Genomic DNA, 19,332 nt, shown 5'->3' with positions numbered 1-19,332 from the left:
CGACTTTACCCGGTACTCGGGGTGTTTCCCGCTGCTTGAAATCGACATGATGCACTCTCCTGTCATGAGTGACCAGCCGTACCTGGGGCTTGCCCCGTACCTGTACTACGCGAACGCCACCGAGGCACTCGAATGGCTCACCCGCGTCTTCGGCTTCACCGAGAAGGTGCGGTACGTCGATTCCGCTGGCGAGGTGTTCCAGGCCGTGCTCGGGGTCGGCTCCTGCGAGGTGCAGATCGCCGGCGTCGGTGACGAGTACTGGGAAGCCAAGGGTGTCGACGGCCCGGTCGGGCAGCTGACCATCGTCTACGTCGACGACGTGGACGCGCTGCACGCCCGGATCTCGGCCGCGCTGGGCGCCGAGGCGTCGCTGCCGCAGGACCAGCCGTACGGCGCGCGGGTGTTCACCGTGCCCGATCCCGGCGGCAACACCTGGACGTTCTGGCAGCAGGTGACCGACGAGGTCGAACTGCCGCCCGGCTGGCAATGCGTCAAAGCCTCGGGATCGATCTAGTAGCTAAGCGCGTGCCTCCAACGGGTGAACCGGCCAAACGGCTAGTCTGGGGCCGTCGACGCAGGCACAACCGGTGATGAGGAGCATGGCGTGGCGGTCATCGAGCAGGTAGGCGCGCGCGAGATTCTTGACTCGCGCGGCAACCCGACGGTCGAAGTGGAGGTGGCACTCGACGACGGGACACTGGCGCGGGCCGCCGTGCCGTCGGGAGCCTCGACCGGTGAGCACGAGGCCGTCGAGCTGCGTGACGGCGACACCGGCCGGTACAACGGCAAGGGCGTCGAGCGCGCGGTCGCCGCCGTGCTCGACGAGATCGGCCCCGACCTGGTCGGCATCGACGCGGTCGACCAGCGCATCGTCGACCAGAAGCTGGTCGACCTCGACGGCACCCCGGCCAAGTCCCGCCTCGGCGCGAACGCCATCCTCGGCGTCTCGCTGGCCGTCGCGAAGGCCGCGGCCGAGTCGGCCGAGCTGGACCTGTTCCGCTACCTCGGCGGGCCGAACGCGCACGTGCTGCCCGTGCCGATGCTGAACATCCTCAACGGTGGCGCGCACGCCGACACCGACGTGGACATCCAGGAGTTCATGATCGCGCCGATCGGCGCCGAGTCGTTCCGCGAGGCGCTGCGCTGGGGCACCGAGGTCTACCACGCGCTCAAGGGCGTGCTGAAGAGCCGCGGCTTCTCGACCGGCCTCGGCGACGAGGGCGGCTTCGCGCCGAGCCTCAAGAGCAACCGCGAGGCGCTCGACCTGATCCTGGTCGCGATCGAGAAGGCCGGTTACACCGCGGGTCGCGACGTCGCGCTGGCGCTGGACGTCGCCGCGACCGAGTTCTACACCGACGGCGCGTACAACTTCGAGGGCACCAAGAAGAGCGCCGAGCAGATGGCCGGCTACTACGCCGAGCTCGTCCGCGACTACCCGATGGTCTCCATCGAGGACCCGCTGAGCGAGGACGACTGGGACGGCTGGGTCCGGCTCACCGCCGAGCTCGGCGAGAAGGTCCAGCTCGTCGGCGACGACCTGTTCGTCACCAACCCCGACCGCCTCGAAGAGGGCATCTCCCGCCGCGCCGCCAACGCGCTGCTGGTGAAGGTCAACCAGATCGGCACGCTCTCGGAGACCCTCGACGCGGTTTCGCTGGCGACCTCGTTCGGCTACAAGTCGATGATGAGCCACCGGTCCGGCGAGACCGAGGACACCTTCATCGCCGACCTCGCGGTCGCCACCGGTGTCGGCCAGATCAAGACCGGCGCCCCGGCGCGCGGCGAGCGCATCGCCAAGTACAACCAGCTGCTGCGCATCGAGGAGACCCTCGCCGACGCGGCTCGCTACGCGGGCGACCTCGCGTTCCCGCGCTTCTCGCAGGACGCCTGACAAAGCATGGCCGACCGGGGGCGCGCGCGTAGCCGACGAGGCGGACGGGTGGAGGGCACGGGATCTTCTCGTGCCCGCCGCCCTGAACGCGCGCGCCGCGAGTCGCCGAGCAAGGCACGCAGCTTCCGCCGCGGCCTGAACGCGAAACGCGCTTCAGGCGCGGCGAAAGTGCTCGGCATGTCGAACACCCGGCGCGCGGCGGTGGTCGCGATCGTGGTGTGCGCCTTGGCTTTCACGATCGCGGTGCCGCTGCGCACCTATCTGAGCCAGCGGTCGGAGATCGCGGTGCAGGAGAAGCGGCGCGCCGATCTGCTGAAGGACGTCGCGGACCTGCAGGCCCGCAAGGCCGAGCTGTCCGACCCGGCGCAGATCGAGGCCGAGGCCCGGCGGCGGCTGCGCTACGTGATGCCGGGCGAGACCCCGTACATGGTCCAGCTCCCCGAGGACAAGGCGCCCGACGCGGCGCCCGCCCCGGCGCCGGACGCGGGACCCCAAGGTTCTTGGTACGAAAGGCTTTGGTCCCAGGTCGGCGGCTGAGCTCGTAAAAGCCCGAAAGCCACTTTCGTCAGGTCTCATCTGACGAAAGTGGCTTTCGGGCTTTCTTACCTGACCAAAGTGGCTTTCGGGGTGGTCGTTAGGCTGCTCGCCGTGAGTAACTTCGAGCCGGTCACCGAGGCCGATCGCGCGATCATCGCGGAGCAGCTGGGCAGGCCGCCCCGCGCGCTGCGGGCCATCGCGGCCCGCTGCCCGAGCGGGCACCCGTCCGTCGTGCAGACCAGCCCCCGGCTGGAGAACGGCACCCCGTTCCCGACGCTGTACTACTTGACGTGCCCGCGGCTGAACTCGCTCGTCGGCACGATCGAAGCGTCCGGGATCATGAAAGAGATGACCGAGCGCCTCACGACGGATGAAGAACTCGCCGCGCATTACCTGCGCACGCACGAGACGTATCTCGCGGAGCGTGACGCGATCGAGTCGCTCGGCACCCAGGTGACCGCGGGCGGGATGCCGGGCCGCGTCAAGTGCCTGCACGTTCACCTCGCCGACACGCTCGCGCGCGGTGCCGGGGTGAATCCGTTCGGTGACGAGACGCTCGCGATCCTCAAGTCGGAAGGCTGGCCCTCCGGCGACTGCGCCGCAGTGTCCAATTAGGACATCGTGAAGATCCGGACGGCCTCGCGTATCGTGGATGCCGTCACGTGACGGGGGTCACCGCCAGTAACGATCAAGCGCCGAAACCGGATACGCAAAGTAATTCGGCTGTTTTCGACGATTTGGTCCCATTGGGGGTGGGCACCTCACGCGAGGTTTGACAGCCTGGGACACGGAATCTTCACACGCGGTGGACGAGTATCGGGCCACACGGGTGGTTCGACGGGGAGGCTTGAGGCGTGCGCGTACTGCGACTGCCAGGCGCAATCGGCGGAGCGGCTCGAAGATTGAGCCTGCGTCACCGGACTTTCGTGGCCGTGGCCGGGGGCGCGCTCGCGGTTCTCCCCGCCTTCGCCGTGAGTGACACCGCCGCCGGATGGGTGAACCTGGCCAGCTCCATTCACACGTACGACACGCCACTGCAAGGCGGCTACAACCCCGAGATCGAGCAGATCGCCGTCGACGGCTCGCTCCCGCAGGCCCCCGTGCCCGTCCCGCTGCCCAGCGACCAGCTGCCCAACGGCCCGCTCGGTGTCCCCGAGACCGTCTTCAGGGCCTATCGCGCCGCCGCCGACAAGCTCACCGAGCAGCAGCCCGGCTGTCACATCGACTGGGCGCTCATCGCCAGCATCGGCCGCATCGAGTCCAACCACGCGCGCGGTGGCTATGTCGCGGCCAACGGCGACACCCTCGAGCCCATCCTCGGTCCGGTGCTGAACGGCAAGGGCCCGTTCGCCGCCATCCCCGACACCGACCAGGGCAAGTTCGACGGCGACAAGGTCTGGGACCGCGCCGTCGGCCCGATGCAGTTCATCCCGTCGACCTGGTGGGGCTACGCCTCCGACGGCAACGACGACGGCCAGTCCAACCCCAACAACATCTTCGACGCCGCGCTCGCCACCGGTAAGTACCTGTGCTCCGGCGGCCTCAACCTGTCCGACCCTGGCCAGCTGCGCGCGGCGATCTACCGGTACAACCACTCCGACTACTACGTGAACACCGTGATCATGTGGGCGGAGGCGTACCGCAGGGGCGTCACCCCGACGCCGGACAGCAAGGTCCCGGTCGGCGCGCCGGACGCGGGCGCGACGCCGGGCCCGGGCGAGGTCCCGACCCCGACCGTGCCGACGACCACCCCGTCGCCGACCGCGACGGCGACCATCCCGCCGGGCACGGGCACCAACAGCAGCTCGAAGCCGAGTTCGCCCACTACGTCGTCGTCGGGCAGCCCCACGACGAAGCCGACGACTCCGACACCGCCGACCACGACGCCGACCTGTTCCACGTCCACGACGACCCCGACCACGACGACCCCGACGACGACGTTGCCGCCGTGCCAGGGTTCGATCTCGCCCACGCCGCCGAGCGGTGGCAGCGGGACCACTACTACCAAGTAGTCGTCCCGCGGCTGTTCGTTAGGCTGGGCGGCATGCCTCGTGTTGCCGCGATCGACTGTGGGACCAACTCCATCCGCCTGCTCGTCGCCGAGCTGACCGAACGCCACGACGGCACCTACGACCTGCGTGATCTGCACCGTGAGATGCGGATCGTGCGGCTCGGCCAGGGTGTCGACGCGTCCGGGCGGCTCGCGCCGGAGGCGCTGGAGCGCACCCGCGCGGCACTCGCCGACTACACGATCGCCGCGCGCCGCAAGGGCGCCGAGAAGGTGCGCATGGTCGCCACGTCGGCCACTCGCGACGCCAGCAACCGCGACGAGTTCTTCGCGATGACGCGTGAGGTGCTCGGTGTCGAGGCCGAAGTCATCTCCGGCGACGAGGAAGCCAGGCTGTCGTTCACCGGCGCCGTCGGCGAGCAGGACCCGGACGACGGCCCGTTCGTCGTCGTCGATGTCGGCGGCGGCTCCACCGAGCTCGTGCTCGGCACCTGGGACGGCAAGCGGGCCGAGGTGCTGGCCGCCAAGTCCGTCGACATCGGCTGTGTCCGGATCACCGAGCGCGCGCTGAAGTCCGACCCGCCGACCGCCGACGAGATCGCGGCCGCCGACGGGCTCGCCACCGGGGTCCTCACCGCCGCCTTCGAAGCCGTGGACGTGTCCAAGGCCAAGACCTGGATCGGTGTCGCGGGCACGGTCACCACGCTGTCCGCGATCGCGCAGGAACTGCCGGAGTACGACAGCGAGGCCGTGCACCTGTCCAAGCTTTCGCGCGCGGACATCGACCGGCTCGCCGACGGCCTGCTCACGTCGGACCACGAGACGCGCGCCGCGAACCCGGTCATCCACCCCGGCCGGGTCGACGTGATCGGTGGCGGCGCGGTGATCGTGCGCGCGCTCGCGGAGCAGCTCGCGGCGCGAGGCGGACCGTCCGAATTGGTCGTGAGCGAGCACGACATTCTCGACGGTATCGCGCTTTCACTCGTTTAACCCCTGGTGAGCGCGCGATGACTTCAGGTATGGAATAGGCCGTTCGCCGGAGTCCCAATACCTACGAAAGTCGTGTCCCAACTTGATTTCTGCCCTCATTGTCATCCGTTTGGCTATGTGACCGCACTCACTGATACCGCTACGGTCGTCTCACTTCCGGGAGGCCCCGGAGGGGAGAGGTGGAGGCGGAAAGATGGGGCGATCGCGCAGAATTTCCGGTGTTGCCGCGGCGGTGACATCCTTGGTGCTGGTGCTAGCCGCTTGTGGCGGTGGCGGCGGCAAAACCGAGGACAAGGGCCAGCAGGCAGGCGGCGAAACCAATCCGGATGGCGCGGTGTCCGTCTACGGCACCGAGCCCCAGAACACCTTCATCCCTTCGAACACCACCGAACTCGGTGGCTCGAAGGTGCTGAACCCCGTCTTCTCCCAGCTGATCGAGTACCGCTCGGACACCGGCGCGCCGTTCAACCTGGTCGCCGAATCGATCACCACCAATGACGCCAAGGTCTACGACATCAAGCTCAAGAAGGGCTGGAAGTTCCACGACGGCACCGAAGTCAAGGCGCACAACTTCGTCGATGCCTGGAACTACGGCGCTTACGGCCCCAACGGCCAGCTGAGCGGCGACTTCTTCGCGCAGATCGAGGGCTACGAGGCCGTCAACCCCGGCAAGGACAAGCAGCCGACGACCGACAAGATGAGCGGCCTCAAGGTGCTCGGCGACTACGAGTTCCAGGTGACGCTGTCGGCGCCGTTCTCGGTGTTCCTGTCGAAGATCGGGTACCTCGCGTTCGCGCCGCTGCCGGACGTGTTCTTCAAGGACCCCAAGGCTTTCGCCGAGCATCCGATCGGCAACGGGCCGATGAAGTTCGTGTCGCGCCAGCCGAAGGTCAACGTCAAGCTGACCAGGAACGACGACTACCAGGGTGAGGACAAGGTCCACTTCAAGGACCTCGAGGTCCGCATCTACTCGAGCCTGGAGACGGCGTACCAGGACCTGCTGAGCAACAAGCTCGACTTCATGGAGACGCTGCCGCCGTCGGCCACCGCGGGCGGCAAGTACAAGACCGACCTCAAGGACCGCGTGGTCGAGGGGCACCTGCTCGGCATCAGCACGCTCGGCGTGCCGTACTACGTGCCCGAGTACAACAACCTCGACCTGCGCAAGGCGATCTCGCTGGCCATCAACCGCGAGCAGATCACCAAGACCGTCATGAACGACACCTACGCTCCGGCCGACAGCTGGGTTTCCGCCGGCATCGAGGGCTACCGCCCCGGCACCTGTGGCGAGTTCTGCAAGTACGACGCGGCCAAGGCCAAGGAGTACCTGGCGAAGTCCGGCTTCAAGGGCAAGCTGACCATTCAGTCCAATGCGGACGGTGGGCGCAAGGAGCCGCTGGTCGCGGCCTGCAACAGCATCAAGAACGCGCTCGGCGTCGAGTGCGACTTCGTGCCTGCCGCCGGGTTCAACCAGCACCGCCAGATCGTCACCGGCAAGAAGCTGACCGGCATGAGCCGCTCGGACTGGGCAGCGGACTATCCGTCCATTGAGGACTTCCTCAACCCGATCTACCGCACCGGCGCCGGTTCCAACGACTCCGGCTACTCCAACCCCGCGGTGGACGAGGCGCTCAAGAAGGCCGACTCGACCGCCGACAAGGCCGAGGCGATCAAGCTGTACCAGCAGGTCGAGGACATGATCGCGAAGGACCTGCCGCAGATCCCGGTGTGGGACGAGAAGGGTGTCGGCGCGAAGTCGAGCCGGTTGAAGAGCGCGAAGCTCGACTTCGGCCGGTACGCCGACTACTCGTCCATCGAAGTCGCCCGCTGAGTGAAGCCGGAGAAGCCGTCGTAAAAGGGACTCGAGAACCATGATCCGCTATGTACTTCGGCGGCTTCTCCAGCTCATTCCCGTTTTCTTCGGGACGACCTTCCTGATCTACACGCTGGTGTGGTCGATTCCCGGCGACCCGTTCGCCGGGAAATGCGGGCAGGTCAAGTGCCCGCAGACGTTCGTCGACAAGATGACCGAGCGCTACCACCTCAACGATTCGCTGTTCGAGCAGTACTTCAAGTACATCGGCAAGCTGCTGACCGGCGATTTCGGCGAGACGTTCAACGAGATCCCGGTCGGTGACCTGATCGGCGACGCGTATCCGGTGACGCTGCGGCTCGCGCTCGTCGCGATCTGCATCGAGGCGCTCATCGGTGTCGGCGCCGGCGTGCTGACCGGCTTGCGGGGCAAGGGTTTCCTCGACAACCTCGTGCTGATGTCGACCCTGTTCCTGATCTCGCTGCCGGTGTTCGTCACCGGCATCGTGCTGCAAATCGTGCTCGGCACGGAGTGGGGGATCATCACCCCCAGCGTCTCGGCCGACGCCACGATCGGCGAACTGATCGTGCCGGGATTCGCGCTGGGCAGTCTCTCGATGGCCTATATCGCGCGGCTGACGAGAACGAGCATCGCGGAGAACCGGCGCGCCGACTTCGTCCGCACCGCGATCGCCAAGGGGCAGCCGCACCGGCGCGTGGTGTGGGTGCACCTGCTGCGCAACTCGGTCATCCCGGTGATCACCTTCATCGGCATCGACCTCGGCGCGCTGATGGGCGGCGCGATCGTCACCGAGGGCGTGTTCAACATCAACGGCATCGGCGGGCTGATCTTCCAGGGCATCCAGAACCAGGAGAGCGCCACGGTCACCGGCATCGTCGTGCTGCTCGTGCTGGTCTACCTGTTCATGAGCCTGGTCGTCGACCTGCTGTACGCCGTTCTCGATCCGAGGATTCGCTATGACTGACCCCAGCGCCGCGAGCCTGCAACTGGACGCGGGGCCGCAGCGCTCGCGCAGCCTGTGGGGCGACGCGTGGCGGCGGCTGCGCACGCGGCCGACGGTGATCGCCTCGGCGGTGATCATCGTGGTGATCGTGCTGATCGCCATCGCGCCCGGCCTGTTCAGCTCCCGTGACGCCGGCTTCAGCGACCTGACGCTGGCCAACCAGGGGCCGTCGGCCGACGCGTGGTTCGGCTACGACAACCAGGGCCAGGACGTCTACGCGAGGGCGATCTACGGCACGCGCGCGTCGCTGCTCGTGGGGGTCTTCGCGACGTTGCTGACCGTGCTGATCGGCTCGTTCATCGGCATCCTCGCCGGGTACTACGGGCAGTTCGTGGACACGCTGCTGTCCAGGCTCGGGGACGTGTTCGCCGGGCTGCCGTTCCTGCTCGGCGCGATCGTCATCCTCACCACGTTCAACGTGCCGGGCAGCAGTCCCGGCGGGTTCACGATCATCTCGCAGGTGGTGCTGTCGATCGCGGTGCTGACGTGGCCGGTGGCCATGCGCATCATGCGTGGCGCGACGCTGGTCGCGAAGCAGCTGGACTACGTGAAAGCCGCGCGGGGACTGGGCGCGAGCACGCCACGCGTCATCTTCCGGCACCTGCTGCCGAACACGCTCGCGCCCGTGCTCGTCTACGCCACCATCGCGCTGGGCGCGGCCATCGGCGCCGAGGCGACGCTGGCGTACCTGGGCATCGGCGTGCGGGCGCCGGTCATCTCGTGGGGTGTGATGATCAGCGACGCGCGGGACTATTTCCGCAACACACCGCACATCCTGCTGTTCCCGGCGGCGTTCGTGACCGTCACCGTGCTCGCCTTCGTCATGCTGGGTGACGCGGTGCGCGACGCGCTCGACCCGAAGGGCCGGTGACCATTGTGGACGGCGAGCTGCTGCTGGAGGTCGAGGACCTCCATGTCGAATTCCGCACCGAGGACGGGGTGGCGAATGTCCTCAATGGAGTCGGATACCACGTTCGTGCCGGGGAAACCGTTGCCGTACTGGGAGAATCCGGCTCCGGCAAGAGTGTGACCGCGCAGACCATCATGGGCATCCTCGACATGCCGCCCGCGGTGGTCACCGAAGGTTCCGTGCGGTTCCACGGTGAAGAGCTGCTCAGTGCCACGCCCGCGCGGCGCGCGGAGATCCGCGGCGAGAGCATGGCGATGATCTTCCAGGACGCGCTGTCCGCGCTGAATCCGGTGTTCACCGTCGGGTTCCAGATCGAGGAACAGCTGCGCGTGCGGCGCGGGATGAACCGGCGCGAGGCGCGCCAGCGTGCCATCGAACTCCTGGAGCTGGTGAAGATTCCGGGTGCCAAGCAACGGGTTCGCGAGTATCCGCACCAGTTCTCCGGCGGGATGCGCCAGCGCGCGATGATCGCGATGTCGCTGGCGCTCGACCCGGAGCTGCTGATCGCCGACGAGCCGACCACCGCGCTGGACGTCACCGTGCAGGCGCAGATCATGGACCTGCTCGCGGAGATCCAGGCCGAGCGGAACATGGGGCTCATCCTCATCACGCACGACCTCGCGGTGGTCGCGGAGGTCGCCGACCGGATCGCGGTGATGTACGCGGGGCGCATCGTCGAACAGGCGGACGTGGCCGAGCTGTTCCGCGCGCCGGGCCATCCGTACACGGAGGCGCTGATGCGGTCCTTACCTCGATTGGACCTCAAAGGACAGACGCTGCAGACCATCAAGGGACTGCCGCCTAGCCTGCTCGACATCCCGCCCGGGTGCCCGTTCCACCCGCGCTGCGAACGGGTTCAGGACAAATGCCGGACAGAACGCCCCGAGCCGCTCGGGCTGGGCTTCGGGCGGGTCAGTGCCTGCCATTTCGCGGAAGAGGTGGTGAGCCGTGCCTGAGCCGATACTGGCGGTGAACGGCCTCGTCAAGCATTTCCCGGTACGCAGCGGGATCCTGTTCAAGCGCACGATCGGCCACGTCAAGGCGGTCGACGGCGTCTCGTTCGACCTCATGAAGGGCGAGACGCTCGGCGTGGTCGGCGAGTCGGGCTGCGGCAAGTCGACGCTCGCGCAGGTGCTGATGCGGCTCGAGGAGCCGACAGCGGGCGCGGCCGTGTTCGAGGACCGTGACATCTTCACCTTGCGTGGCGCGGAATTGCGGCGGCTGCGGCGCAACATCCAGATCGTGCTGCAGGACCCGTACACCTCGCTGAATCCCCGAATGACCGTCGGCGACATCATCGGCGAGCCGTTCGAGATCCACCCCGAGGTGGCGCCGAAGGGTTCGCGTGCCACCAAGGTGCGCGAGCTGCTCGACGTGGTCGGGCTGAACCCTGAGCACATCAACCGGTATCCGCACCAGTTCTCCGGCGGGCAGCGGCAGCGCATCGGCATCGCGCGCGCACTCGCGCTGAAGCCGAAGGTGATCATTTGCGACGAGCCGGTTTCGGCACTCGACGTGTCGATTCAGGCACAGGTGATGAACCTGCTCGATGAACTGCAGAAGGAATTCGGGCTTTCGTATGTGTTCATCGCACACGATTTGTCCGTGGTACGACATTTGTCAACCAGGGTCGCGGTGATGTATCTCGGCAAGATCGTCGAAATCGGCACCGAAGATCAAATTTATAACCGCCCGGCGCATCCGTACACGCAGGCGCTGCTGTCGGCCGTGCCCGTCGCCGACCCGTCGGTTCGCGGGCAACGCCAGGTCATCCGCCTGGAAGGCGACGTCCCGAGCCCCATCGATCCGCCGTCGGGCTGCCGGTTCCGCACACGGTGCTGGAAAGCGCAGGACATCTGCGCGACCGAGGAACCGGGCCTTTTCATGCGTGACGGCGGACATCTGAGCGCGTGCCACTTCGCTGAACAGCGTTCTGTGGTCCCCTGACTTAAGTAGTGTTTTCCTTGTAAACGCGATGTCCTCCTCGTAGGTTGCATTCACCGGTTTTCGGAGGAGGAATCTGTGAAGAGATCCAGAATGGTCGTCGCGGTGCTCGCGGTGCTCGCGGTACCGCTGATCGGCGGAGTCGTCGCGGGTCCGGTCGCTTCCGCGCAACCACAACTCGCGGGCCCGTCGACCGAATTCACCGTTTTGGCCGCGGAAGGGCAAAGTGTCGCCGCCGCCGAGCAGGCGGTCCGCGCGGCCGGTGGCACGGTCGTCGCCAGCAACGCCGCGGTCGGCCTGGTCACGGCGACGGCCCCGGCGAACGGGTTCACCGAGCGCGTCACGCGTAATCGCTCGATCTTCGGCGCCGCCAAGGCCAAGCCGATCGGCCGCGCGCCCAAGAGCGACGCCGCCAAGCCGAACGCCGTCGAGAAGGAAGCCCGTGGTGGCACGGCTTCCACGGCGAGCCCGGCCGCGAAGAAGCCGGTCGGCATGGACCCGCTGGACGACCAGCTCTGGGGCCTGTCCTCCGTGCGCTCCGACCTCGCGCGCACCGTGCAGCCCGGCGACAAGCGCGTCAAGGTCGGCATCATCGACACCGGTGTCGACGGCTCGCACCCCGACATCGCGCCGAACTTCGACAAGGCCGCGTCCCGCAACTTCGTCCGCGACATCCCCAACGACGAGACCGGCGCGGTCGTCGATGGCCCGTGTGAGTACCGCGGCTGTGTCGACCCGGCCGATCACGACGACAACGGCCACGGCACGCACGTCGCGGGCACGATCGGCGCCGCCGCCAACGGTTTCGGCATCTCCGGTGTCGCGCCGAACGTCACGCTGGTGAACGTCCGCGCCGGCCAGGACTCCGGTTTCTTCTTCCTGCAGCCGACCGTCGACGCGCTGACCTACGCGGGTGACGCGGGCATCGACGTGGTGAACATGTCGTTCTACACGGACCCGTGGCTGTACAACTGCACGGCGAACCCGGCCGACTCCGCGGCCGAGCAGGCCCAGCAGCGCACCATCATCGAGGCCACGCAGCGCGCGCTGCGGTACGCGCACCGCAAGGGCGTCACCCAGGTCGTGGCGCTGGGCAACCAGCACAGCGACCTCGGCGCGCCGAAGCCGGACGCCACCAGCCCGGACTACCCGGCCAACGCGACGCACCCGCGTCAGGTCGACAACGCGTCGTGCCTCTCGCTGCCGGTCGAGGGCGACTACACGATCGGCGTCTCGTCGTTCGGCCCGTCTCAGGCCAAGGCGGACTACTCCAACTACGGCACCGAGCAGATCTCGGTCTCCGCGCCGGGCGGCTACTTCCGTGACGGCTACGGCACCGACTGGTTCCGCACTCTCCAGAACGAGATCCTCTCGGCCTACCCCCGCAACGTCGGCGTCGCCGAAGGCAACATCGACGCGGCGGGCAACCTCACCCCCGACGGCGTGGCCGCGGGCATCCAGAAGGCCGTCGCCGCCGACGGCCGCGTCGGCTACTACCAGTTCCTGCAGGGCACCTCGATGGCCACCCCGCACGCGGCCGGTGTCGCCGCGCTCATCGTTTCCCAGTACGGCAAGGGATCCGGCGCCGGCTTCGGCCTCGACCCCGACAAGGTCCAGCGCGTCCTCGAAGGCACGGCCGCGCACATCGCCTGCCCGGTCCCGGCCACGGTCGACTACCTCAAGGAAGGCCGCGACGCCGACTTCACCGCCACCTGCGTCGGCACCCCCGACTTCAACGGCTTCTACGGCCACGGAGCGGTCGACGCCTGGTCAGCCGTAACCCACGGCAAGCCCTACCTCCCCTAACCCACGTTTGATAGCCCGAAAGCCACTTTCGTCAGATGCCACCTGACGAAAGTGGCTTTCGGGCTTTTGCGAGCAAGTGGACGGGTAGGTGCGATTTTCGGCGTGAACGGTCCAGTCGCTCGATTTTCGGGGCTCCGCCTCACAAGTTTGTCGGTGCGCGTCGCCAGCCTGGCGACGTGGAAAAAGGAGCATGGGTTCGCCACCCCCTGATAATTGGCGCTATGCGAGGAGCGGACGTCGTCGTTCGGACGGCGGAGCTCGAAGATCTCGGCCTCAGCCGGGAGACCATCTATCGGAGGTGCCGGCCAGAAGGGCCATGGCGCAAACTGCTGCCCGGCGTCATCTATCTGAGCCGTGCCAAACCGGTGCCGGAAATACGTATCCGAGCCGCGCTGCTCCGAGCCGGGCCTCGTTCGATGCTGACCGGGCTCTGGGCCTTACGGTTTCATGGTCTTCGGAGTATGCCGGAGCCGGGTGATGTGCATATTCTGCTGACGGACGACCGCAAAGTCTCATCGGTGGGGTTCCTGTTGGTCGAAAGGACCATCCGATTACCGGACGCGGAGCACCGAGGCGAAACGCCGATCGCACCAGTAGGGCGTGCGGTGCTTGACGCCGTCCGGCGGCTGTCGGATCCCGACATGATCCAGACGATGCTGGCTGAGGTGGTTCAGCGTGGTAAGTGCACTGTGGAGGATCTCGCCCGGGAACTCTCGGCGGGCAGTCCACGCGGCAGGGCACTGCCTCGGATCGCGCTCGAAGGCCTGCTGGACGGCGCGTATTCGGTGGCGGAAGCCGATGCGCGGCTGGTTTGGGAACGTGCGGGTTTGCCTGAGTGCCAACGCAATGTGAAGATCTTCGACGCCGACGGCAACTACATCGCGATGCCCGACGTCTGGGTTGAAAAGGTCGCTTTCGCCTGGGAAATCGACTCGCGCGGTTACCACGCCGAAGGTGATCGGTACAAGGAGACGTTGGCTCGTAATGCTCGGTACGCGGCTGCTGGAATTGTGTTCCTCCAGACGCTTCCGTCGGATCTGCGCACGAACCCGGACAAGGTGATCGCCCAGCTCAAAGCGAGCTATGCGGCGGCCTGCCGTCGTCCCCGGTCGGACATCCGCACCCGCTGAGTCGTCATGAGTAGCCCGAAAGTGGCTTTCGGCAGGTCCTATCTGACGAAAGCCACTTTCGGGCTGCCGTCAGCGGTTGGAGGAGGAGCGGATGAAGGCGGCTAGGTCTTTGGATTGCTGGATGCGGGAGGGTTCGTGGACGTACATCATGTGGCCGGCCGGGTAGTAGGCCGACTCGATGTTGTCGCGGAGCTCCTCGGGGATCTTGAGGTGGGCGAGGACGTGCTCGGCCGCGAAGTAGGCGGTGGCGCCGTCGTAGTGGCCGAAGGCGACGTGGATCTTGAGGTGGGGGTTGGCGCGCATCGCGTTGCTCAGAGCGTCCACAGCGGACACCGCGCGGCCCTCGAAGTCCGAATAGGACCAGGCCTTGTTGACGTCCATGGACAGGATTTCGTACGGGAGGTCGCTTTCGTAGCCGAGCTCGGCGCGCACGTAGTGGTTGAAGCCTGCCGAGTAGGCGCCGATGATGCGGGAAATGGACGGGTCGTCGCTCATGTGCTCGCGGCCGCCGTCGGGCTCCCAGGTGGTGAAGCGGCCGTCCATGCGGCCGGTGACCTTTCCCTTGTCGCGCAACAGCTCCGTGAAGAAGCGGACGTGCTCGATGCGCAGGTCGACACGGTCCACATAGGACTCGGAAAGCCCGGTCAGCGATGCGAGCGTCGCGACGGCCTCGGCGCGTTCGGCGGAGGACAGGCGGGCGCCGCGCTGCAGTGCCCAGGGGAGGTCGCGGGCGGCGAAGTCCTCGGCGTCGGCGAGTACGTCGTCGAGCGGGCGGTCACCGTGGAAGCCGTGGTAGTGGGCGATGGCCGCGTAAGTGGGGACGAAGAGGCTGTACGGCTGGTCGTTGCCCTCGGTGAAGTCCAAAGTGGCCAGATCGAGCACCGACGAGATCAGCATCAGGCCGTTCAGGTACAGCCCGTGCCGCTCCTGCAGGTGCGCCGCCAGCGCGGCCGCGCGCAGCGTGCCGTACGACTCACCGGCCACGAACTTCGGGGAGAGCCAGCGCTGGTTGCGGGAGGTCCACAGCCGGATGATCTCGCCGACGGACTCGATGTCGGGGGTGAAGCCGTGGAACTCCTTGGCCTTCTCACCGGGGCGCGGCCGGGAGAAGCCGGTCGACACCGGGTCGATGAACACGAGGTCGCTGTGCGCGAGCAGGGTCTCGGGGTTGTCGACGACGTCGTACGGCGGCGGCGCCGGGTCGTCGACGTCGCCGGACACGACGCGCCGCGGGCCGAGCAGGCCCAGGTGCAGCCAGATGCTCGACGAGCCGGGGCCGCCGTTGAAGGCGAAGGTCACCGGCCGGGTGGCGGGATCGGCGTCGTCGAGGGTGTAGGTCGTCAGGAACACCTCGGCCTTGGCCACGTGGCCCTCCGACTTGCCGTCGGTCGTGACCTCCTGGCGCAGGACGACGCGCCCGGTTTGCGCGGTATAGGCGAGCTTGCGGCGTTTGACGGTGATCGTGTGCTGACTGGAGACCAGGGTGTCGGCGGGTTCGGCGGCCTTCACCTCGGGTGCGGGGGTCTCGTCGGCGGTGTTGTCCGGCATACAAAACAACTTAGCCGAGGTAAGAATGAGGCGTGGGCCAATTTGACACGCTTCCGGACCTCGACGCGGCCGTCACGAGCTGCCGCGCCTGCCCGCGCCTGGTCGCCTGGCGCGAGGAGGTCGCGGCCACCAAGCGCGCGGCCTTCCGCGACTGGACGTACTGGGGCCGTCCGGTCCCCGGTTTCGGCCCCGCCGACGCCGCGCTCGGCATCGTCGGCCTCGCGCCCGCCGCGCACGGAGCCAACCGGACCGGGCGAATGTTCACCGGCGATCCGTCCGGCGACTTCCTTGTCAAGGCGCTTTATGACGTCGGCCTCGCGTCCCAGCCGACGTCCACTCATCCAGGTGACGGCTTGGAGCTGCGCGGCACCCGGATGACCGCGCCGGTGCGGTGTGCTCCGCCACAGAACAAGCCCACACCGTCCGAACGGGACACTTGCCGCACCTGGCTCGAGGCCGAACTTGACTTACTGGCCCCCACGTTGCGGACCGTCGTCGTGCTCGGCGCCTTCGGCTGGCAGGCGCTACTGCCGGTGCTCGGCCGGATCGGCTGGGTGGTGCCCTCGCCGCGCCCGGTGTTCGGCCATGGCGCCGAATTGGTCCTGTCCGGCCGGTCTGAGCTGCGCGTTCTCGGCAGCTATCACGTGTCGCAGCGCAACGTCCAAACCGGCAGGCTGACGCCCGCGATGCTGCGCTCCGTTCTCACTCGGGCGGGTGACACGGCGGGGCTCTACTGAATCGGTGCCGAAGGGGCAGCGACGCTGGTCACAGCCGGATGGGGTCCACGCGCGATTTCCGCAGGGGGGTGCGAGTATGGACGCATGGCTGCAAGGAAGTCGGAACCGACTCGGATCCTGGTTCTCGGTGGTGGCTACGTCGGTCTGTACACGGCGTTCGGCCTTCAGAAGATGCTGCGCGCCAACGAGGCCTCCGTGACCGTCGTTGACCCTCAGCCGCACATGACTTACGCGCCCTTCCTGCCCGAGGCGGCGGCGGGCGCGATCGAGCCGCGGCACGTGGTCGTCCCCCTGCGTCGCGTGCTGAAGCGGTGCCACGTGCTCACGGCCCGTGTCACCAAGATCGAGCACGAGCGCAAGTCCGTCACCGTCGAAGCGGCGGACGGGCACGTCGAGGCGCTGAACTACGACATCCTCGTGGTCGCGCTCGGCGCCGTCGCCCGCGTGCTCCCGATCCCCGGCCTGGTCGAAGAGGGCATCGCCTTTAAGACCATCGGCGAGGCGATCTACCTGCGTAACCACGTCATGACCAAGCTCGACGAGGCCGCCAGCACGCTGGACCCCGAGCTGCGCAAGCGTTTGCTGACCTTCACGGTGGTCGGCGGCGGCTTCGCGGGCATCGAGGCGCTCGCCGAGCTCGAGGACATGACCCGCTTCGCCACCCGGTACTACGAGAACATCAAGCCGGAGGACATCCGCTGGGTTCTCGTCGAGGCCGCGGGCCGCATCCTCCCCGAGGTCCGCGAGACGCTCGGTGTCTACACGGTCGAGCAGCTTGAGAAGCGCGGTATCGAGGTCTACCTCTCGACGGCCGCCAAGTCGTTCGAGAACGGCCACGTCGTGCTCTCGGACGGCACCGAGTTCGACTCGGACACCATCATCTGGACCGCTGGCGTCAAGGCGAACCCGGTGCTGGCGAACTCGGACCTGCCGATCGACAAGCGCGGCCGCGTCGAGGCGACGGCGGCGCTGCAGGTCGTCGGCCACCCGGACGTCTGGACCGCAGGCGACAACGCCGCCGTGCCCGACCTTTCGCGCACCGAGGCCGACCCGACCGCGACCTGCCCGCCGAACGCGCAGCACGCGGTGCGCCAGGCGCGCCACCTCGCGAAGAACATCATCAAGGTGATCCGCGGCGGCAAGCCCAAGGACTACTACCACAAGAACCTCGGCGCGGTGGCCAGCCTCGGCCTTCACAAGGGCGTCGCCGACGCGCTGAACCTGAAGATCAAGGGCTTCCCGGCCTGGCTGTTCCACCGCGCGTATCACCTCAAGGCGATGCCGACCTGGAACCGCAAGATCCGCATCCTCTTCGACTGGATGCTCGGTGGCCTCTTCCGCCGCGAGGTCATCTCGCTCGGGCAGATCAACAACCCGAAGGAAGAGTTCGCACGCGTCTCGAAGTCCTGACGCTTCGATCGAAGGCCCCTTTTGCTTGCGAAGGGGGCCTTCGTCGCGTTTAGGGTCTTCAGGTGACGAAGCAGCCGATCCAGTCCGACTTGCCCAAGCCCGGTCTCACACCCGTGGAATTGGCCCAGGACCTCTTGTCCCGCATCGAGAAGGGCAACGAGTACGCCCGCGGCCGCAAGACCCGCTTCCGCCGCCGCTCGGTGGTGGTCAAACTGCTCGCGCTGACCTTGTCGGCAACCTCGACGATCATCCTGGGCCTGCAGAACCTCGACGGCTGGACCGGCACCGCGTTCGCCTTGGTGGCGGTGGTGACGGTGATCGGCGCACTCGAGCCGTTCTTCGCGTGGCGCTCGCTCTGGGTGCTGATGGAGGAGATCCAGCACCGCTTCTACCGCCTGCGCGACGACGTCGCCTTCTACGTCGCGACCACGCCGGCCGACGAGATCGACGTGGCGGTCCTGCGGGCCAAGTTCGATGAGTACCAGGCGATCTGGGACCAGGTCGGCACCCGCTGGATCCAATACCGCCAGGCAGACGGGGCGTCCTAGTCCCGCATCGCTTAGGGTGGTCGGTGCCCCCGTAGCCCAATTGGCAGAGGCAGTCGACTTAAAATCGACCCAGTGCGGGTTCGAGACCCGTCGGGGGCACCAGATATGGCTCGGCCGGAGAGGAATCGTGTGTCGAGCAGCTCGGCGATTGCGAATTTGATAGCCGCTTACGCCGAACTCGTCGACGACGGGGACTTCGCGGGCGTCGGGGCGTTGCTCGCCGACGCGACGTTCATCGGCAGCGGCGCGGGCGTGAGCGGTGCGGAAGCCATCGAGGAGATGCTTCGCGCGACGCTGATCACCTATGCGGACGGCACGCCGCGGACCCATCACGCGACGAGCAATCTCGTGGTCGAGGTCGACGAGGAGGGCGGAACGGCGGCCGCGCGTTCGTATGTGACCGTTTTCCAGGCGCTGCCTGGCTTTCCGCTGCAGGCTATCGCCGCGGGCCGGTATCGGGATCGATTCGAGCGGCACGGCGGGCGATGGCGGTTCGTGGAACGTCAGGTGCGCATCTCGCACGTGGGCGATGTGAGCCGTCACCTGCGGTCGTGAAGGCTGCCTGGCCTCTCGTTCATCTCAGTTGACAAGATGTGCCTACGTTCGAGATGCTCTGAGTGTCAGCTGATATGAACGCATGTTGCAGTGATGTTCATATCAGCAAATAAACCGAGATAGGGGAGGTTCATCTTGGGGAACATCATCAAACGCACGGCGGCCGCGGTGCTGCTGGTCGGAGCGCTCGGATCGGTTCCGGCGGTCGTGGCGACCGCGACGGCGCAGGCCAGTGCCTGCGGGCACATTCGCTACACGTTCGACCATGAAGAGTTCAGGGCCGGCCGGACCTGGTACATCTACGTGAGCCCGGGTGGCATCTGGGGCTGGAGCAACGTCTACCTGGGGCCGAGCGCGGATTTCATCGGCTGCGACGCCTGATCGGCAGGTGTCCGTCCCGGGAAGGGATGGGCACCTTCCTTTTTATCGCAACACTTTTCCTCTCCTGCGCGACTAACAGCGAACCAGTCGCCTGATGGAG

19 protein-coding genes and 1 tRNA gene are annotated in these 19,332 nt (G+C 67.2%); 19 read left to right on the top strand and 1 reads right to left on the bottom strand.

Features of this window, described 5'->3' with window-relative positions; all coding sequences use genetic code 11:
- The first annotated feature begins 64 nt into the window (after positions 1–64).
- The 13 genes from BLV57_RS18080 to BLV57_RS18020 all read left to right on the top strand — a co-directional run bounded on the left by BLV57_RS18080 (position 65) and on the right by BLV57_RS18020 (position 14,053).
- Positions 65–514, top strand: a complete 450-nt coding sequence (locus BLV57_RS18080) for a VOC family protein (protein WP_176968667.1) — start codon at positions 65–67, stop codon at positions 512–514.
- Positions 515–604: 90 nt separating this feature from the next.
- Positions 605–1,891: a phosphopyruvate hydratase gene (eno, locus tag BLV57_RS18075; protein WP_091290030.1), complete on the top strand. Its 1,287-nt coding sequence runs from the start codon at positions 605–607 to the stop codon at positions 1,889–1,891.
- A gap of 48 nt (positions 1,892–1,939) precedes the next feature.
- Positions 1,940–2,428: an FtsB family cell division protein gene (locus BLV57_RS18070; RefSeq protein ID WP_425426005.1), complete on the top strand. Its 489-nt coding sequence runs from the start codon at positions 1,940–1,942 to the stop codon at positions 2,426–2,428.
- 111 nt (positions 2,429–2,539) lie between these two features.
- The gene (locus tag BLV57_RS18065) at positions 2,540–3,043 is read left to right on the top strand and encodes a DUF501 domain-containing protein (protein WP_245757368.1); all 504 of its coding nucleotides are present in this window, start codon (positions 2,540–2,542) and stop codon (positions 3,041–3,043) included.
- A gap of 239 nt (positions 3,044–3,282) precedes the next feature.
- Positions 3,283–4,440 carry a lytic transglycosylase domain-containing protein gene (locus tag BLV57_RS18060; protein ID WP_091290028.1) on the top strand — a complete coding sequence of 386 codons (1,158 nt, stop codon included), beginning with the start codon at positions 3,283–3,285 and terminating at the stop codon, positions 4,438–4,440.
- 32 nt (positions 4,441–4,472) lie between these two features.
- Positions 4,473–5,426: a Ppx/GppA phosphatase family protein gene (locus BLV57_RS18055; protein ID WP_091290026.1), complete on the top strand. Its 954-nt coding sequence runs from the start codon at positions 4,473–4,475 to the stop codon at positions 5,424–5,426.
- A 193-nt stretch (positions 5,427–5,619) separates the two neighbouring features.
- Positions 5,620–7,257, top strand: coding sequence for a peptide ABC transporter substrate-binding protein (locus BLV57_RS18050; RefSeq protein ID WP_091290024.1), 1,638 nt, complete (start codon positions 5,620–5,622; stop codon positions 7,255–7,257).
- Positions 7,258–7,297: 40 nt separating this feature from the next.
- Positions 7,298–8,224 carry an ABC transporter permease gene (locus BLV57_RS18045; RefSeq protein WP_091290022.1) on the top strand — a complete coding sequence of 309 codons (927 nt, stop codon included), beginning with the start codon at positions 7,298–7,300 and terminating at the stop codon, positions 8,222–8,224.
- On the top strand, positions 8,217–9,134 hold the full coding sequence (locus tag BLV57_RS18040) for an ABC transporter permease (RefSeq protein ID WP_091290020.1): 918 nt from the start codon (positions 8,217–8,219) through the stop codon (positions 9,132–9,134). The genes BLV57_RS18045 and BLV57_RS18040 overlap by 8 nt, the downstream gene beginning before the upstream one ends.
- Before the next feature lie 5 nt (positions 9,135–9,139).
- Positions 9,140–10,129: an ABC transporter ATP-binding protein gene (locus BLV57_RS18035; RefSeq protein ID WP_425426010.1), complete on the top strand. Its 990-nt coding sequence runs from the start codon at positions 9,140–9,142 to the stop codon at positions 10,127–10,129.
- A complete protein-coding gene (locus BLV57_RS18030) occupies positions 10,122–11,120 on the top strand; it encodes an ABC transporter ATP-binding protein (protein ID WP_091290018.1) in 999 nt (332 codons plus the stop codon). The genes BLV57_RS18035 and BLV57_RS18030 overlap by 8 nt, the downstream gene beginning before the upstream one ends.
- A gap of 90 nt (positions 11,121–11,210) precedes the next feature.
- Entirely contained in the window at positions 11,211–12,923 is a 1,713-nt protein-coding gene (locus BLV57_RS18025) for a S8 family serine peptidase (protein WP_176968694.1), read from the top strand.
- Positions 12,924–13,144: 221 nt separating this feature from the next.
- Positions 13,145–14,053 carry a hypothetical protein gene (locus BLV57_RS18020; protein WP_176968665.1) on the top strand — a complete coding sequence of 303 codons (909 nt, stop codon included), beginning with the start codon at positions 13,145–13,147 and terminating at the stop codon, positions 14,051–14,053.
- Between the two features lie 69 nt (positions 14,054–14,122).
- On the opposite strand, the gene BLV57_RS18015 is transcribed toward BLV57_RS18020, so the two are convergent.
- Entirely contained in the window at positions 14,123–15,601 is a 1,479-nt protein-coding gene (locus BLV57_RS18015) for a S10 family peptidase (RefSeq protein ID WP_091290015.1), read from the bottom strand.
- Between the two features lie 32 nt (positions 15,602–15,633).
- On the opposite strand from BLV57_RS18015, the gene BLV57_RS18010 reads away from it, so the two are divergent.
- From BLV57_RS18010 to BLV57_RS17985, 6 genes are all read left to right on the top strand, one after another.
- Positions 15,634–16,338 carry a uracil-DNA glycosylase gene (locus tag BLV57_RS18010; protein WP_091290013.1) on the top strand — a complete coding sequence of 235 codons (705 nt, stop codon included), beginning with the start codon at positions 15,634–15,636 and terminating at the stop codon, positions 16,336–16,338.
- A gap of 84 nt (positions 16,339–16,422) precedes the next feature.
- Positions 16,423–17,748 (top strand): NAD(P)/FAD-dependent oxidoreductase, encoded by a 1,326-nt coding sequence (locus tag BLV57_RS18005; protein ID WP_091290011.1) that lies wholly within the window; start codon positions 16,423–16,425, stop codon positions 17,746–17,748.
- 62 nt (positions 17,749–17,810) lie between these two features.
- Positions 17,811–18,296 carry an SLATT domain-containing protein gene (locus BLV57_RS18000; protein ID WP_091290010.1) on the top strand — a complete coding sequence of 162 codons (486 nt, stop codon included), beginning with the start codon at positions 17,811–17,813 and terminating at the stop codon, positions 18,294–18,296.
- Positions 18,297–18,321: 25 nt separating this feature from the next.
- A tRNA-Leu gene (locus BLV57_RS17995) sits at positions 18,322–18,398 on the top strand.
- 27 nt (positions 18,399–18,425) lie between these two features.
- Complete coding sequence (locus BLV57_RS17990; RefSeq protein ID WP_245757367.1) at positions 18,426–18,851, top strand: nuclear transport factor 2 family protein; 426 nt, start codon at positions 18,426–18,428, stop codon at positions 18,849–18,851.
- Between the two features lie 135 nt (positions 18,852–18,986).
- On the top strand, positions 18,987–19,232 hold the full coding sequence (locus BLV57_RS17985; RefSeq protein WP_091290006.1) for a hypothetical protein: 246 nt from the start codon (positions 18,987–18,989) through the stop codon (positions 19,230–19,232).
- Positions 19,233–19,332 lie beyond the last annotated feature (100 nt).

The organism is Amycolatopsis xylanica (assembly GCF_900107045.1).
Taxonomy (GTDB): domain Bacteria; phylum Actinomycetota; class Actinomycetes; order Mycobacteriales; family Pseudonocardiaceae; genus Amycolatopsis; species Amycolatopsis xylanica.
This window is presented reverse-complemented; position numbering and strand designations above follow the sequence as displayed.